Source organism: Micromonospora sp. Utrum1, from assembly GCF_057197805.1.
The window spans coordinates 182,983-198,159 of sequence record NZ_CM170071.1 but is presented as its reverse complement, the minus strand read 5'-3'; the positions used below and the strand labels follow the sequence as shown (position 1 = coordinate 198,159).

Genomic DNA, 15,177 nt, shown 5'->3' with positions numbered 1-15,177 from the left:
TGGGCCTCGCCGGCCCGCCCAACGAGACCTTAGTCAACCTCGGCCCGTTACCCGCGCCCGGCGCAGGAGATGCGGCCCCGGCCCGATAGGCTGGCGATCCCATGTCCGAAGCCTCCGCCTCCCACGCCGCCGACCGCCGCGACCTGACCGCCGCGCAGCGCAACGCCGTCGCCGAACTCCTCCGCGTCTCCCCGGTCGCCGACGAGCTGGGCCGGCGCTTCGCGCAGGCCGGTCACGAACTGCACCTCGTGGGCGGTTCGGTCCGGGACGCCCTGCTCGGCCGCCTCGGTGAGGACCTGGACTTCTGCACCGATGCGCACCCGGACGAGACGATCCGGATCATTCGCGGCTGGGCCGAGTCGATCTGGGAGACCGGCCGGGAGTTCGGCACCATCGGCTGCCAGCGCGACGGGCTCCGGCTGGAGATCACCACCTTCCGCGCCGAGGCGTACGACCAGGTCAGCCGGAACCCGATCGTCGAGTACGGGACCAACCTGGTCGACGACCTCAAGCGCCGGGACTTCACCGTCAACGCGATGGCGGTCAGCGTTCCCGAGCACCGGTTCACCGACCCGTACGGCGGCCTGGCCGACCTGGCCGCGAAGATCATCCGTACTCCCGGCACGCCGCAGGAGTCGTTCCGGGACGACCCGCTGCGGATGTTGCGCGCGGCCCGGTTCGCCGCCCAGCTGCGCTTCGCGGTCCACCCGGACGTCCGCGAGGCGATGACGCGGATGGCCGCCGACCTGGACCGGATCACCGCCGAGCGGATCCGGGACGAGTTCACCAAGCTGCTCTGCGGCGCCGACCCGATCACCGGGCTGCGGCTGCTGGTCGACACCGGGCTGGCCGAGCGCTTCCTGCCGGAGCTGACCGGCCTCAAGCTGGAGATCGACGAGCACGCCCAGCACAAGGACGTCTACGAGCACACGCTCACCGTGGTCGCCAACGCCATGTCGATGGAGGAGGGCGGCTGCGACTTCGTGCTGCGGATGGCCGCGCTCATGCACGACGTGGGCAAGCCGGCCACCAAGGCGGTCGGCCCGGACGGCCGGGTCAGCTTCCACCACCACGAGGTGGTCGGCGCCCGGCTGACCAAGGCCCGGATGAAGGCGCTGCGCTATCCCAAGGACGTGACGTCCCAGGTGGTCAAGCTGGTCGGCCTGCACCTGCGCTTCTACGGGTACGGCCGCGGCGAGTGGACCGACTCGGCGGTCCGGCGGTACGTCACCGACGCCGGTGACCTGCTGTCCCGCCTGCACAAGCTGACCCGCTCCGACTGCACCACCCGCAACCGGCGCAAGGCGTCCCAGCTCGCCGCCGACTACGACGCGCTGGAGGAACGGATCGCCCGGATCGCCGCCGAGGAGGACCTGGCCCGGGTCCGTCCCGACCTCGACGGCAACGCGATCATGGAGCTGCTCGGCGTACCGCCGGGTCCCCTCGTCGGGCGGGCGTGGCAGTACCTGAAGGAGCTGCGGCTGGAGCGCGGCCCGCTGGAGCGGGACGAGGCCGAGGCCGAGCTGCTGCGCTGGGCCCGGGAGCAGGGCGTCGTCGGCTGACGCCGGCGGGCCGGCAGACGACGATACGCCGGCGTGTCGACCGAACGGTTGACGCGCGAAGGTCGATGTCTCCCGCATGATGTTGGTCATCACCGACCTCCCGATTCGAGGGTGAGGCGGTTCTGATCGCATCCGCCCGTCCGGTTCGGACGGTTCTGGACACGGGGAGAATCCTCAGTGAGAAACCACGGTGCGTTGCGCCGCGCTGCCCTGGTGGGGCTCGCCCTCACCTCGGCAACCTCCATCATTTGCGCCGCCACGAGCGGCCCCGCGCTTGCCGATCCGGCCGGCCCGAAGCGTGCCCCGGTCCGGGGCGCCGACGCGGCCGAGGCGGTCCCCGGCCGCTACATCGTCGTCCTGAAGGACGGCAAGGCCAGTGCCGCGAAGGTGCGGTCCGCCGCGTCGGCCCTCGCCGGCGAGCACGGCGGCACCGTCCGCCGGGTGTTCGGCAAGGCGCTGCACGGCTACTCCGCCAGCATGGACCGCCGGCAGGCCGAGCGCCTCGCCGCGGACCCGGACGTCGCGTACGTCCAGCAGGTGCAGCGCTGGTCGGCCACCGGCAGCCAGAGCGGCACGCCGTCCTGGGGTCTGGACCGGATCGACCAGACCACCGCGAAGGCCAACGGCGTCTACACCTACCCGACGACCGGGGCCGGCGTGACCGCGTACGTCATCGACACCGGCATCGACATCGACCACCAGGACTTCGGCGGTCGGGCCAGTTACGGCTACGACGCGATCGAGCAGGACGACGTGGCACAGGACTGCGACGGCCACGGCACGCATGTGGCCGGCACCATCGGCGGCACGAAGTACGGCGTGGCCAAGGACGTCAACCTCGTCGCCGTGCGGGTGCTCGACTGCGAGGGCAGCGGCAACAGCGAGCAGGTCATCGCCGGCATCGAGTGGGTCACCACGCACGCCACCGGGCCGGCCGTGGCGAACATGAGCCTCGGCTTCCCCGGCACCGACCAGGCGGTCAATGAGGCGCTCATCAACTCCATCGCCTCCGGCATCACGTACGCCGTCGCGGCCGGCAACAGCTGGGAGGACGCCTGCGGTGTCTCCCCGGCGAACGTGGGGGCGGCCATCACGGTCGGCGCCACCGACCAGGTGGACTTCCGGGCCTGGTTCTCCAACTACGGCCGCTGCCTGGACACCTTCGCGCCGGGCACCGGCATCGTCTCCGCGAAGATGGGCACCACCGACGGCTCGGTGGCGATGAACGGCACCTCGATGGCCTCCCCGCACGTGGCGGGCGCCGCCGCGCTGCTGCTGGAGGCCCACCCGACCTGGACACCGCAGCAGGTGCGCGACTCCATCGTCACCACCGGTGTGGGCGGCGCGGTGCACGACACCATGGGCTCGATCGACCGGCTGCTGCACGTCGGCACGGTCCCGACCGCCCGCGCCTCGTACGGGCTGAAGGCCCGGGTCAACGGCCGCTACGTGACCGCGGAGAGCGGCGGCGCCAAGCCGCTGATCGCCCGGGGCACCGGCATCGGGGCGTGGGAGAAGTACGACGTGGTCGACGCCGGCAGCGGCCTGGTCGGGCTGCGCGCCCGGGCCAACAACAAGTTCGTGACCGCGGAGAGCGCGGGCGCCAAGCCGCTGATCGCCCGCTCCGCCTCGATCGGCGCCTGGGAGAAGTTCCAGATCGTCGACAACACCGACGGCACGATCAGTCTGAAGGCGACCATCAACGGCCGGTACGTCACCGCGCCGAGCACCACCTCCCCGCTGATCGCCAGCAAGACCGCGATCGGCACCGCCGAGAAGTTCGACTTCGACGCGTCGGCCCCGGTCGTCGGCATCAAGTCCCTGGCCAACGGGAAGTTCGTCACCGCGGAGAGCAGCGGCACGCTGCCGCTGATCGCCCGGTCCGCCAGCGTCGGGGCCTGGGAGAAGTTCGAGATCGTCAGCGTCGGCGACGGCTTCTTCGGCCTCAAGGCACTGGTCAACGGCAAGTTCGTGACCGCCGAGAGCGCGGGCGCGAAGCCGCTGATCGCCCGGTCCGCCTCGGTCGGTCTGTGGGAGACGTTCGACTTCCTCGACTACAACCCGGACGGCTCGATCTACCTGCGGGCGTACGTCGACGGGCAGGCGGTCACCGCCGGCAGCACCGGCGCCAGCCAGCTCATCTCCAGCCGCACCATCGACTGGGACAGCGAGACCCTGGGTCTCGGCATCGGCGAGAAGTTCGTCGTCGCGGTCATCTGACCGACCACATAACGGCGCCCGCCGGAATCCCCCCAAGGGGAACCGGCGGGCGCCGTCGTGTCACGGGTTGACGGCGGTGCCGTCCACGGTGTTCCTGCCGTTGGTGTGCGCGCCGCCCAGCTTGGCGAGCAGCCCGGCCAGGTCGATGCCGGTGAGGTCGCTGCCGAGCTGGAGGCCCTGCGCCACGTTGCCGGCGACCGACTTGGTCAGCGACGAGGCGCCGTCGGTGGAGATGACGGTCATCTTGTCGATCGCGCCGATCGGGGCGCTGGCCGCCTCGACCACCTGCGGCAGCACCTTGACCAGCAGGTCGAGCACCGCGGCCTCGCCGTACGCAGCGAACGCCTCGGCCTTGCGGGCCATCGCGTCGGCCTCGGCCTGCCCCTTGGCCAGGATGGCCGCGGCCTCGGCCTGACCCTCGCGCTCGACCGCCTCGGCGATCGCGGAACGCCGGCGCTGCTCGGCCTCACCCTCCTTGGCACCCTCGATCGCGTTCGCCTCGGCCAACGCGGCCCGCCGGGCCCGCTCGCCCTCACCGGTGAGGCGGGCCTGCTCGGCGGCGGCCTGGGCGGCGGCGATGGTGGCCTGCCGCTGCGCGTCCGCGTTGAGCACCGCCGCGTTCCGGGACGCCTCGGCCTCCTGCTCGACCTTGTAGCGGGCCGCGTCGGCCGGCTTGCGCACCTCGGTGTCGAGCTGACGCTGCTTCAGCTCGGCGTTGCGCTCGGCCACCTTCTGCTGCTCGGACAGGATCGCCTGGTCCCGCTCGGCCTGGGCGAGCGGGCCGGCCGCCGCCGACCTCGCCTTGGCCGCGTCGATCTCGGCCTGGATGGCGGCCTGCTTGAGCGACAGGTTCCGGTTCGCCTCGGCGATCGCCTCCTCGGCGAGCAGCCGCTCCTGCTCGGCCTGCTGCCGGGCCCGTGCCTCGGCGATGGCCGCGTCCTTGAGCACCCGGGCCGCCTCGGGCCGGCCCAGGTCGGACAGGTACGACCCCTCGGCCAGGATGTCCTGGAGCTGGAAGGTGTCCAGCACCAGGCCCTGGTTCGTCATCGAGTGCTCGGCCTCCTCGGCGACCGCGCTGGCGAACGCGGCCCGGTCCCGGATGACCTCCTCGACGGTGAGCCGGCCGACGATCGAGCGCAGCGCGCCGGCCAGCACCTCCCGGGTGAAGTCCTCGATCTCGTCCTGCTGGTGCAGGAACCGCTGGGCGGCCGCGCGGATGGCGTCCTCGGTACCGCCGACCTTGACGATCGCCACGCCGTGCAGGTCGGTGCGGATGCCCTGCTTGCTCACCGCGCCCTTGATGCCGACGTCGATCCGCCGGCTGGACAGGTCGAGGGACTGGAGCTTCTGCACCACGGGCAGCACGAAGACCGACGCGCCGAGCACGACCTTCTGCCCCGACATGTCGGTGGAGCGTCCGCCGTCGGCGGTCTGGGTGGTCCGGCCCTTGCGGCCGGTGACGATGAACGCCTCGTTCGGGCCGGCCACCTTGATCCGGGACAGCACGAAGAGGACGAGGACGACGGCGAGGAGGACCGCGCCGCCGATGGCGACGAGCAGGGGCATGGGAGTTCCCGTCTGTGCTGGGGCGAATCAGTAGGTCTCGACGTGCACGCTGGTCTCGCTGAGCGCTTCGACCACGAAGATCCGGGCGCCGACCGGGATCGGATGGTCGGCGCGGGCGTTGAGTTTGACCGGCTGGCCGGCGAGGCGTACCCGGACCTCGCCGTAGCCGTTGGCGGGGACCGGGGTCACCACCAGGCCGATCGCGCCGACCAGGTGGGCCCGGGTCGGCGTGGCGTCCGTGCGCATGTTCCGGGCCGCGCGGCTGAGCCGGGCCGCCAGCCAGCCGGTGGGCACGGCGGCGAACGCGCCGCCCGCCACCGCCGCCGCGATCATTCCGGGGGTACGCCCACCGAGCAGCTCGTTGACGATCGCGGCGCCGAAGCCGAACGCACCGGTGAACCCGGCGACCGCCTCCAGCGACACCGGCCCGTCGACGTCCGGATGGCCGAGGTGGAGCACGCCCGACCCGAGCAGGGCGAGCGTCAGCACGCCGACCCCGGCCCCACCGATGATCAGGAAGATGAGCGTCCCCGTGGCCACGACCTGCACGGTATCGATGGCGTGCAACATCGACTACTGAGCGAACGGTCAACGCGGCGCGACGGTCACCTCCAGATCGACCAGCTGTTTCGGCAGCGGCTGACGGACCAGTTCCCGGCCGGACGGATCGGCGAGCACGAAGTCCCGCGACCCGTGCGGCCGCCGGTAGAGCAGCCGGTCGTCGGCGACCCAGACGACGTCGGCGGTGGGCAGCGGATTCACCACCCGGCCGGTCGCCGTCTCGACCAGCAGCGGTTCCTGCTGGCCCTGCACGACCACGAGCCTGCCGTCCGGCGACCAGGCGTCCGGGCCGACCGGTCCGCCGGGCATGGTCACCAGCCGGGTGGGCCGGCCGGTGTCGACCGACAGGAGTTGTACGCCCTTGGCGAGATCCCGGGGCTGGCTCTCCGAGCGACGCTTGCTCAGCGTCAGCGCCACCTCCCGGCCGTCCGGCATCCAGGTGAATTCGCAGGAGTCTGCGCAGGGCCAGCCGAGGAGGCCCACCGGATGGACCTGTCTGGTGCCGTCCAGGTGCAGCACGATGAAGCCGAAGTGGTCCAGCTGGTGGGTGGTGAACAGCAGCCGCTGTCCGTCCGGCGACCAGCGCGGCGTGGAGAGTGCCCGGCCCACCTCGTACCAGTGGGTCTTTCCGCTGGCGAGGTCGAACAGGCCGATCTCCCGGGGTCGGTCGTCGTCGCGGACCGCGACGAGGGTGCCGGTCGGTGCCGGGAAGATGCCGTCGTAGCGGTCGGTGCTGAAGTAGCGACCCCGTTTCCGGTCGAGCAGGACTCCGGCGCCGGAGCCGCCGGTGGCCTGCGCCCGGGTCACCACCCGGTCGCCGGGCAGCACCAGCGGTTTCCCGGCCCAGTCCGCGCCCGGGGTGGGCCGCACCACCGGCGACGGGGCTGGCGTCGTCGGGGGCGGAGTGGGCCGGGGCCGGAACAGCACGAACGGCAGCGTCACGGCGACCACCGCGACGAGGGCCGCCGCGGTCGCGGCCACCCGCCGCCTGCGGCGCAGCCGGCGACCCCGGCCGAGCGCCCGGGCGGCCAGGTCCGGGGCGGGGCCGACGCCGTCCGCGAGTTCGCGTACGGCCGCCCGGAGGGTCTCGTCCAGCGACGTGCTCATCGGGTCACCTCCGCTCGGCTGGTCCGCTCGTCCAGCCCCGGCACCAGTTGCCGGAGCTTGGCCAGCGCCTTGGCGCTCTGGCTGGCCACCGTGCCGGTCCGGCAGCCGAGCAGCGCCGCGGTCTGTTCGACGCTGAGATCCTCCAAATAGCGCAGGGTCAGCACGGCCCGCTGCCGGGGCGGCAGCGCCCGCAGCGCGTCCCGCAGCAGCAGCCGCAGGTCGCTATCCTCGCCGGCCGCCGGCCGCTCCGGCAGCTCCGCCAGCGGCACCTCCGGGCGCCGCGCCCGGCGCCGCCAGCCGGAGACCTGGTCGTGGTAGAGGATCCGTTTCACGTACGGCTCCGCGTCGCCGCGGATCCGGGGCCACCGGGCGTACGCCTTGGCCAGCGCGTTCTGGAGCAGGTCCTCCGCCGCGTGCTGGTTCCCGGCCAGCGCGTACGCGACGCGCAGCAGGGCCGCTCCGCGTTCGTTGACGAACGCGGTGAGCTCCCCGTCGACCTCTGCCACCGCCCACCTCCGTAGCTCAGACGCCCGGGGCGGGAGGAACTTTGCCTCATCGCGCGGAACAATGGGGGACATGCGTTGGACCGTGCTCGACTCGCCGATCGGGCAGTTCTCCGTCGGCACCGATGGGGAGGCCGTCCGCGGGGCGCACTTCGGCCGGGTGGCGTCGGCGACCGACGAGCCCGGCGACGAGGTCGCCCGGCTGGCGGTGGCCGAGCTGCGGGCGTACTTCGCCGGTGAACTGACCGGGTTCACCGTGCCGGTGGTGGCGCCGCGCGGCTCGGAGTTCGAGCGCGCGGTGTGGCGGGAGATGACCCGCATTCCGTACGGGGAGACGAAGACCTACGGCGAGGTGGCGAAGACGGTCGGCGACCCGGGGGCGGCCCGGGCCGTCGGGGTGGCCTGCAACCGCAACCCGATCCCGGTGCTCGTGCCCTGCCACCGGATCGTCGGGGCGGGCGGCAAGCTGGTGGGGTTCGGTGGCGGGCTGCCGCGCAAGGTGACCCTGCTGGAGCTGGAAGCCGCCGTGGCGCTGAGGCGCGCCTGGTCCTGACGTACGCCGAAAAGGAAGGCCGGGTCCGTACGGACCCGGCCTTCCTTCGGTTTCGGTCAGCGCGTCAGCGCTCGATCTCGCCCTTAATGAACGCCTCGACGGCGGCGTGCGCGTCGTGGTCGGCGTACTGCTTCGGCGGGGACTTCATGAAGTACGAGGAGGCGGAGAGGATCGGGCCACCGATCTTCCGGTCCAGCGCGATCTTCGCGGCCCGGACGGCGTCGATGATGACGCCGGCCGAGTTCGGCGAGTCCCACACCTCGAGCTTGAGCTCGGCGTTGAGCGGGGTGTCACCGAAGGAGCGGCCCTCCAGGCGGATGTACGCCCACTTCCGGTCGTCCAGCCACGGCACGTGGTCGGACGGGCCGATGTGCACGTCGCTCTTCTGCATCTCGTGCGGGATCTGGGAGGTCACCGACTGGGTCTTCGAGATCTTCTTCGAGACCAGGCGGTTGCGCTCCAGCATGTTCATGAAGTCCATGTTGCCGCCGAAGTTGAGCTGGTACGTGCGCAGCAGCTCGACCCCGCGGTCCTCGAAGAGCTTCGCCAGGGCGCGGTGCACGATGGTGGCGCCGACCTGGCTCTTGATGTCGTCACCGACGATCGGCAGGCCCGCGTCCTCGAACTTCTTCGCCCACGCGGGGTCGGAGGCGATGAAGACCGGCAGGGCGTTCACGAACGCGCAGCCCGCGTCGATCGCGGCCTGGGCGTAGAACTTGTCGGCCTGCTCGGAGCCCACCGGCAGGTAGGAGACGACCACGTCGACCTGCGCGTCGCGCAGCGCCTGCGCCACGTCGACCGGCTCGACGTCCGACTCCTCGATGATCTCGCGGTAGTACTGGCCCAGACCGTCGAAGGTCGGGCCGCGCTGCACGGTGACGCCGGTCGGCGGCACGTCGCACAGCTTGATGGTGTTGTTTTCGCTGGCCACGATGGCCTCGGCGAGGTCCATGCCCACCTTCTTGGCGTCCACGTCGAACGCCGCGACGAACTTCACGTCGGAGACGTGGTAGTCGCCGAAGGTGACGTGCATGAGACCCGGGACGCGGTCGTTCGGGTCGGCGTTCCGGTAGTACTCCACGCCCTGCACGAGGGACGAGGCGCAGTTACCCACACCGACGATGGCGACGCGGACGGAGCCCATAACGTCTGCCTCCTTCTTCTTTCATCACGGCCGCTCTTTCCTGGACTCTCCAGGCGTGGGCGGGCTGTCGTTTTCTCCTCGGCCGCCGGCCGTCCCGGGTTGGGGGACCGTCGGGGCCCGGCCGGAGCGCTCGTTGGCGATGAGCTCCTCCAGCCAGCGGACCTCGCGCTCACAGGCGTCGAGCCCGTGGCGTTGCAGTTCCAGGGTGTACGCGTCGAGCCGCTCGGCTGCCCGGCCGAGCACGTCACGAAGGCCTTCGCGACGCTCCTCGATCTTCCGGCGACGACCTTCCAGGATCCGGAGCCGGGTGGCCTGGTCGGTCCGGGCGAAGAACGCGAAGTGCACGCCGAAGCCCGTGTCGTCGTACGTCTCGGGTCCAGCCTGCGCTATGAGCTGGGCGAAGCGTTCCTTGCCCTCCGCGGTAATGGTGTAGACCACCCGACCGCGTCGGCTGGTCAGCGCGGGAACCTCCTCGGCGGTCGCGGGTGTCTCGGCGGCTTCGGTGATCCATCCCGCCGCCTGCAGCCGGCGCAGGGTCGGGTAGAGCGAGCCGTAGCTGATCGCCGCCCGGATCGCGCCGAGCTTGGCGGTCAACTCCTTGCGCAGCTCGTAGCCGTGCATCGGAGCCTCCTGCAGGAGTCCCAGGATGGCGAGTTCGAGCACGGGCCATCCCTTCTTACCCCTGGCGCGGAGTGGTAACCGCCGCGATGTATCGGACCGATACATCGCACGTTAGCGGAGACACATGATCAGGGCAAACCCCCGATTCTGAGGTCCTGTGGTCACGGATCGTGACGATGGTCGCCTCGTCCCGCCGGACCGCGTACCCTTTCCCGCATGCGTACGCAGCGCCAGGTCGTCGACTACTCGCTCCAGAAGCGAGCGGTGCTGCGTGAACTCCTCGCCGGACGGATCGGCACGTACGACGTCTGCGACGCCTCGCCGTACCTGAAGAACGCCGCTCGCTTCCACGGCGAGCCCACCGACGAGCGCTGCCCGATCTGCCGCAGTGAGAACCTGATCCACGTCCACTACATTTACGGCGACGAACTCAAGCAGTCGGCCGGCCAGGCGCGTACCCGGGCCGAGTTGCCGGTCCTGGCCATGACGCTGCGTGAGTTCCAGGTGTTCGTGGTGGAGGTGTGCCCCGGCTGCGACTGGAACCATCTCGTCGAGCAGTTCCTGCTCGGCCGGGACGGGCTGGCCGGTGGCACGGACGACGCGGCGGAGCAGGAGACGGCGAACGGCTCCGCCCCTCGACGAAGGCGAGAGGCGCAACGGTGAACCCGGCTGTCCCGATCGATCCCGGCCCGAACCCAGGGCGGGACGACCGACAGCTACTAGGTCTGATTGGTCCGAATAAATCGGATTTGACGCCTGCGCCCCGGCACGCCCGGGGTGTAGCGTCTCGTGTTCCAGCTCACGGCAACCCGGTGGTGGCGCGTCCGCGCCCCACCGCGACCGGCAGGGTGTGAGGAATGAACTACGGCGATTCCAGTTCTTCGCGTGGGCGGGCCCAGATCCCGGGCCCGAACGGCGACCCCGGTTCTCCCGGGAGCCCGCACGGGAACGGCTGGTCCTCCGGGCCGGAGGGCGCTGCCTCGGCCCGGGCCTCCGTGACACCGCGCGGCTCCGCGTCCGGTGGCCGGGCCTCGGTCGGCGGCGCGGCCCCGGCACCCCGTGGCGCCGCGGGCTCGGCCTCCGTGGGCCGCGGCGGTGGGGGACGGGCTTCAGTGCCGGTCTCCCCGGCGCCCGGCGGCGCCTCGGGTCGGGCCGGCGCCGGGCGAGCCTCCGTGCCGGTGTCCCCGGCCGGTCCCGCCGGGCGTGCGTCGGTCGGCGCGGCGAGCGTCGGCACGGCCGGGCGGGCGAGCGTCGGCTCGGCGGCCGTGGGCGGCCGGGCCGCAGTGGCCCGGGCCGGCGTGCCCGGCATGGCCGGTGGCGGCCCCGGCGGGCCGGGCGGCCCGACCGGCCCCGGTCGCGGTGGCCGAGGCGGGGGCGGGGACGACCCGGCGTCGCGGGCCCGGGCGAAGAAGCGCCGGCGGATCAACATGATGATCGCCGGGTTCGCCGTCTTCGTCATGCTCGCCGGCATCGGCGTGGTCGGCTTCACCTGGTACTCGACCAAGGTGGTACTCCCCGAGGACACCATCCCGCCGCTGTCGACGACCATCTACGACCGCACCGGCAAGACCACCATCGCCAAGGTCGGTGACCAGAACCGCCAACTCGTCACCATCGACCAGATCCCGGAGTGGGTTCAGCACGCCGTGGCCGCGGCCGAGGATCGCAACTTCTACCGGCACTCCGGTGTGGACTACAAGGGCATCGCACGGGCCGCCTGGAACAACATCAGCGGCGGCGACAAGCAGGGCGCCTCGACGATCACCCAGCAGTACGCCCGCAACGCGTTCGACAACCTGAACCAGGACTCGTACGGCCGCAAGGTAAAGGAGGCGATCCTCGCCTCCAAGCTGAACGACAAGTACGACAAGCGCACGATCATGCAGCACTACCTGAACGTGATCTACTTCGGCCGCGGCGCGTACGGCATCCAGGCGGCCGCGCAGACGTACTTCAAGAAGGACGTGTCGAAGCTGACCGTGGCGGAGGCCGCCGTGCTGGCCGCGCTGATCAAGCAGCCCGAGCCGAGCACCACGCACAAGGGCTACGACCCGGCGATCAACCAGCCTGCCGCGCTGGACCGGTGGAACTACGTCATCAACGGCATGATCACCGAGAAGTGGCTCGATGCGCCGAACATGCCGGACCACCCCACCGAGTACCCGACCAAGACGCTCCAGAAGCCGTCGAAGAACAACGGCGGCGGCTTCGGCATCGACACCCCGTACGGCAACGTGGTCAACTACGTCTCGCAGGAGATGCGCGAGATGAACCTCTGCACCGACAACGAGGCCGAGGTCACGCTGAACAAGCCGCTCTGCTCGAAGGCGTTGAGCCGCGGTGGTTACAAGGTCACCACCACCATCGACACCAAGATCCAGACGGCGGCGCTCGAGGCGGCCCAGCGAGCCAAGAAGGGCTCCGAACTGGACGGGCAACCGCCAAACCTGATGGCGGCCCTGGTGTCGATCGACCCGAGCAACGGCGAGGTGCGCGCCTACTACGGCGGCGACAACGGCACCGGCACGGACTACGCCGGCAAGAACTACGACAACGGCGTCATCAGCGGCGGCCACTCGCCGGGGTCGAGCTTCAAGATCTACACCCTCGCGGCGGCCCTCAATGAGGGCATCTCCATCAAGTCGCGGTGGAAGGGCTCGGCATTCACCCCGAAGGACACGAAGTTCAAGGTCAGCAACGCCGGTGCCGACCGGGTCTCCTGCGGTGACTCCTGCACCCTTGAGGTGTCGACGCTGAAGTCGCTGAACGTGCCGTTCTACTACATCACCGAGCAGATCGGCCCGGACAAGGTGCTCGACATGGCCAAGCGGGCCGGGGTAACCACCATGTGGCGCACCGACACCAACCCGGCCAAGGCGTACGACCTCACCAAGGCGGACCCGAAAGACCTGGCTCCCGCGCCGTTCTTCCACGTCATCGGCTACGGCCAGTACCCGATCACGGTCCTCGACCACGCCAACGGTGTCGCCACCTTCGCCAACCAGGGCGTCTACAACAAGGCGCACTTCATCAAGAAGGTGGAGAAGCAGAACCCGAACACCGGCAAGTGGGACCTCGTCGGGTCCCCCAAGCTGAAGCCGCAGCAGCGCATCCCGAAGGACATCGTCGCCGACGTCACTTCGGTGCTGGAGCAGTACCCGGCCAAGTCGTCGCACCGTCCGCTCGACGACGGCCGAAAGGTCGCCGAGAAGACCGGTACCTGGGAACTCAACGAGAAGACCACTGATAACGGTGACGCCTGGATGATCGGCTACACGCCGCAGCTCGCCACCGCCGTCTGGGTCGGCAACAAGGGCGACCGCAAGGCGATCAAGGACGACGACGGTAACAAGATCAGCGGTGCCAAGATGCCCGGTGCCATCTTCCAGCGCTTCATGAACGAGGCCCTCAAGGGCAAGGACAAGCTGGACTTCCCGCCAGCCGCGCACGTCGGCAAGGACGACACCGGCAACGGCGAGGCGCCGCCGCCGGACCCGACGCTGCCGGGCCAGCAGCCGGGCTGTGACCCGCTGGGCCTGTTCTGCCCGGGCGGCAACAACGGCGGCAACAACGGCGGCAACACCGGAGGCGTCCCGACCGACCCGCGCGGGCCCGGCGGTGGCGGCAACGGCGGCGCTGGCGGTGGCCTGCTACCGACCACAGCACCACGCCAGACGTACTGACGGCAGCGCCCATCGACGGCGGTCGGGCTATCGGCCCGGCCGCCGTCGGCGTTCCGGGTACCGGAAATCTGCGCCCGGGACGGGACGCGAAGGCCCGACGTACGGCAGGATGCCTCTCCATGAGCACCCAGTCGACGGCCGGCATCGACGACGCCGGGCCCACCGACCACCCGTCCCGTTCGGACGGCTTCGTCCGCGGCACCTCAGAGCTGATCGGCGGCCCGCTGGGTGACCACGCCGTCGCCCTGGACCGGCCCGCCGGCCGGGAGGGCCGGTTCTGGACCGCGGCGCGGATCGTGCTGGCCCTGGTCTGCCTGACGCTGGCCCTGCACTGGGTGCAGAAGTCCCCCTGCCAGGACGGCGCCTGGCAGAACAACGTCCAGTACACCCGGATGTGCTACACGGACGTGCTGGCCCTCTACTACGCCGAAGGGCTCAACGAGGGCAAGGTCCCCTACGCCGACCACCCGGTCGAGTACCCGGTGCTGACCGGCTACTTCATGGGCGCGCTCGGCCTGCCGGTGCACGCCCTGGGCGCGGACAACCCCGGCATCAACCAGGGGCAGTGGTTCTACAACCTCAACGCGCTGGTGCTCAGCGCGCTCGCCGTCGCCACCGTCGCGGTCATCCTCCGCCTGCGCCGCCGACGACCGTGGGACGCGGCCCTCTTCGCGCTGTCGCCGGCCCTGGTGCTCACCGCCACCGTCAACTGGGACCTGCTCGCCGTCGGGCTGGCCGCATTCGGGCTGCTGGCCTGGGCGCGCTCCCGACCCGACCAGACGGGTGTCCTGCTGGCCGCTCTGGCAGGGGTGCTGCTCGGGCTCGGCGGCGCGGCGAAGCTGTGGCCGCTGTTCATTCTCGGGCCGATCGTGGTGCTCGCGGTCCGCTCCGGGCGCATCCTGCCCGCCCTCCTGTCCGTCATCACGGCCGCGCTGACGGTGGTGCTGGTGAACCTGCCGGCGGCGATTCCCTATCCGGAGAGCTGGGGCCGGTTCTTCGATCTGAACACCACCCGGCCGATCGACTGGGGCACGCTCTGGTACATCGGCCGCTACCTGGACGGCAGGATCAGCCCGGCCGCGCCCGGTGACCTCGGGCCCTTCGAGTGGCTGAACGCAAACATCGCGACCCTCAACTGGCTGTCGTACCTGCTCTTCGCGCTGGCCTGCCTCGGCGTGGCCGCGCTGGCGCTGCTCGCCCCGCGCCGGCCCCGGCTCGCCCAACTGGCGTTCCTGGTGGTCGCCGCCTTCCTGATCTTCAGCAAGGTCTGGTCCCAGCAGTTCGTGCTGTGGCTGCTCCCGCTCGCGGTGCTCGCCCGGCCGCGCTGGGGCGCCTTCCTGGCCTGGCAGTTCGCCGAGGTCTGCTACTTCGCCGCCTTCTACGGCGAGCTGCTCGGCGCGGCCACCACCCGGCCGGTCTTCCCCGAAGGGGTCTTCGTGCTGGCCGCCAGCCTGCGCCTGATCACCGTGGCGGTGCTCTGCGGCTTCGTGATCCGGGACATCCTGCGCCCCGAGCGGGACGCGGTCCGGGACACCTACGCGGACGACCCGGACGGCGGAGTGCTCGACGGCGCGGAGGACGCTCCCTGGTACCAGCGCTGGCGCCACGGCCGCCCGGCCCTCGACCGCCCCGCCGAGCCAGCCACCGCCTGACCGGG

12 protein-coding genes are annotated in these 15,177 nt (G+C 71.1%); 6 read left to right on the top strand and 6 right to left on the bottom strand.

The window, feature by feature from the left end; genetic code table 11:
* Positions 1-101: 101 nt before the first annotated feature.
* Entirely contained in the window at positions 102-1,562 is a 1,461-nt protein-coding gene (locus AC0OLQ_RS00945; protein WP_484529819.1) for a CCA tRNA nucleotidyltransferase, read from the top strand.
* Positions 1,563-1,739: 177 nt separating this feature from the next.
* Positions 1,740-3,782, top strand: coding sequence for a S8 family serine peptidase (locus AC0OLQ_RS00940; protein WP_484529818.1), 2,043 nt, complete (start codon positions 1,740-1,742; stop codon positions 3,780-3,782).
* Positions 3,783-3,842: 60 nt separating this feature from the next.
* On the opposite strand, the gene AC0OLQ_RS00935 is transcribed toward AC0OLQ_RS00940, so the two are convergent.
* From AC0OLQ_RS00935 to AC0OLQ_RS00920, 4 genes are read right to left on the bottom strand one after another with little or no spacing between them, the layout of a single operon-like run.
* The gene (locus AC0OLQ_RS00935; protein WP_357331816.1) at positions 3,843-5,348 is read right to left on the bottom strand and encodes a flotillin family protein; all 1,506 of its coding nucleotides are present in this window, start codon (positions 5,346-5,348) and stop codon (positions 3,843-3,845) included.
* Positions 5,349-5,375: 27 nt separating this feature from the next.
* Positions 5,376-5,918: a hypothetical protein gene (locus AC0OLQ_RS00930; RefSeq protein ID WP_484529817.1), complete on the bottom strand. Its 543-nt coding sequence runs from the start codon at positions 5,916-5,918 to the stop codon at positions 5,376-5,378.
* Positions 5,919-5,936: 18 nt separating this feature from the next.
* A complete protein-coding gene (locus tag AC0OLQ_RS00925) occupies positions 5,937-7,016 on the bottom strand; it encodes a TolB-like translocation protein (protein WP_484529816.1) in 1,080 nt (359 codons plus the stop codon).
* Positions 7,013-7,522: a SigE family RNA polymerase sigma factor gene (locus AC0OLQ_RS00920; RefSeq protein WP_484529815.1), complete on the bottom strand. Its 510-nt coding sequence runs from the start codon at positions 7,520-7,522 to the stop codon at positions 7,013-7,015. The genes AC0OLQ_RS00925 and AC0OLQ_RS00920 overlap by 4 nt, the downstream gene beginning before the upstream one ends.
* Before the next feature lie 70 nt (positions 7,523-7,592).
* Between AC0OLQ_RS00920 and AC0OLQ_RS00915 the strand changes: the two genes are divergently transcribed.
* Complete coding sequence (locus tag AC0OLQ_RS00915; RefSeq protein WP_484529814.1) at positions 7,593-8,072, top strand: methylated-DNA--[protein]-cysteine S-methyltransferase; 480 nt, start codon at positions 7,593-7,595, stop codon at positions 8,070-8,072.
* 64 nt (positions 8,073-8,136) lie between these two features.
* Here AC0OLQ_RS00915 and AC0OLQ_RS00910 read toward each other — a convergent pair whose 3' ends face one another.
* Positions 8,137-9,216, bottom strand: coding sequence for an inositol-3-phosphate synthase (locus AC0OLQ_RS00910; protein ID WP_357331808.1), 1,080 nt, complete (start codon positions 9,214-9,216; stop codon positions 8,137-8,139).
* Between the two features lie 24 nt (positions 9,217-9,240).
* On the bottom strand, positions 9,241-9,879 hold the full coding sequence (locus AC0OLQ_RS00905; RefSeq protein ID WP_357331805.1) for a PadR family transcriptional regulator: 639 nt from the start codon (positions 9,877-9,879) through the stop codon (positions 9,241-9,243).
* A gap of 174 nt (positions 9,880-10,053) precedes the next feature.
* Here AC0OLQ_RS00905 and AC0OLQ_RS00900 point away from each other — a divergent pair, with 174 nt between their 5' ends.
* The 3 genes from AC0OLQ_RS00900 to AC0OLQ_RS00890 all read left to right on the top strand — a co-directional run bounded on the left by AC0OLQ_RS00900 (position 10,054) and on the right by AC0OLQ_RS00890 (position 15,172).
* Entirely contained in the window at positions 10,054-10,500 is a 447-nt protein-coding gene (locus AC0OLQ_RS00900) for a DUF5318 domain-containing protein (protein WP_357331803.1), read from the top strand.
* Between the two features lie 194 nt (positions 10,501-10,694).
* On the top strand, positions 10,695-13,520 hold the full coding sequence (locus AC0OLQ_RS00895) for a transglycosylase domain-containing protein (RefSeq protein ID WP_484529813.1): 2,826 nt from the start codon (positions 10,695-10,697) through the stop codon (positions 13,518-13,520).
* Positions 13,521-13,639: 119 nt separating this feature from the next.
* A complete protein-coding gene (locus AC0OLQ_RS00890) occupies positions 13,640-15,172 on the top strand; it encodes a glycosyltransferase family 87 protein (protein ID WP_484529812.1) in 1,533 nt (510 codons plus the stop codon).
* The last annotated feature ends 5 nt before the right edge of the window (positions 15,173-15,177 follow it).

What these genes read in the sequence shown, in the direction of transcription:
- AC0OLQ_RS00910 (WP_357331808.1), bottom strand. Translation starts at nt 9,216, where the DNA reads ATGGGCTCCGTCCGCGTCGCCATCGTCGGTGTGGGTAACTGCGCCTCG.
- AC0OLQ_RS00915 (WP_484529814.1), top strand. Translation starts at nt 7,593, where the DNA reads ATGCGTTGGACCGTGCTCGACTCGCCGATCGGGCAGTTCTCCGTCGGC.
- AC0OLQ_RS00930 (WP_484529817.1), bottom strand. Translation starts at nt 5,918, where the DNA reads ATGTTGCACGCCATCGATACCGTGCAGGTCGTGGCCACGGGGACGCTC.
- AC0OLQ_RS00945 (WP_484529819.1), top strand. Translation starts at nt 102, where the DNA reads ATGTCCGAAGCCTCCGCCTCCCACGCCGCCGACCGCCGCGACCTGACC.
- AC0OLQ_RS00925 (WP_484529816.1), bottom strand. Translation starts at nt 7,016, where the DNA reads ATGAGCACGTCGCTGGACGAGACCCTCCGGGCGGCCGTACGCGAACTC.
- AC0OLQ_RS00935 (WP_357331816.1), bottom strand. Translation starts at nt 5,348, where the DNA reads ATGCCCCTGCTCGTCGCCATCGGCGGCGCGGTCCTCCTCGCCGTCGTC.
- AC0OLQ_RS00895 (WP_484529813.1), top strand. Translation starts at nt 10,695, where the DNA reads ATGAACTACGGCGATTCCAGTTCTTCGCGTGGGCGGGCCCAGATCCCG.
- AC0OLQ_RS00890 (WP_484529812.1), top strand. Translation starts at nt 13,640, where the DNA reads ATGAGCACCCAGTCGACGGCCGGCATCGACGACGCCGGGCCCACCGAC.
- AC0OLQ_RS00900 (WP_357331803.1), top strand. Translation starts at nt 10,054, where the DNA reads ATGCGTACGCAGCGCCAGGTCGTCGACTACTCGCTCCAGAAGCGAGCG.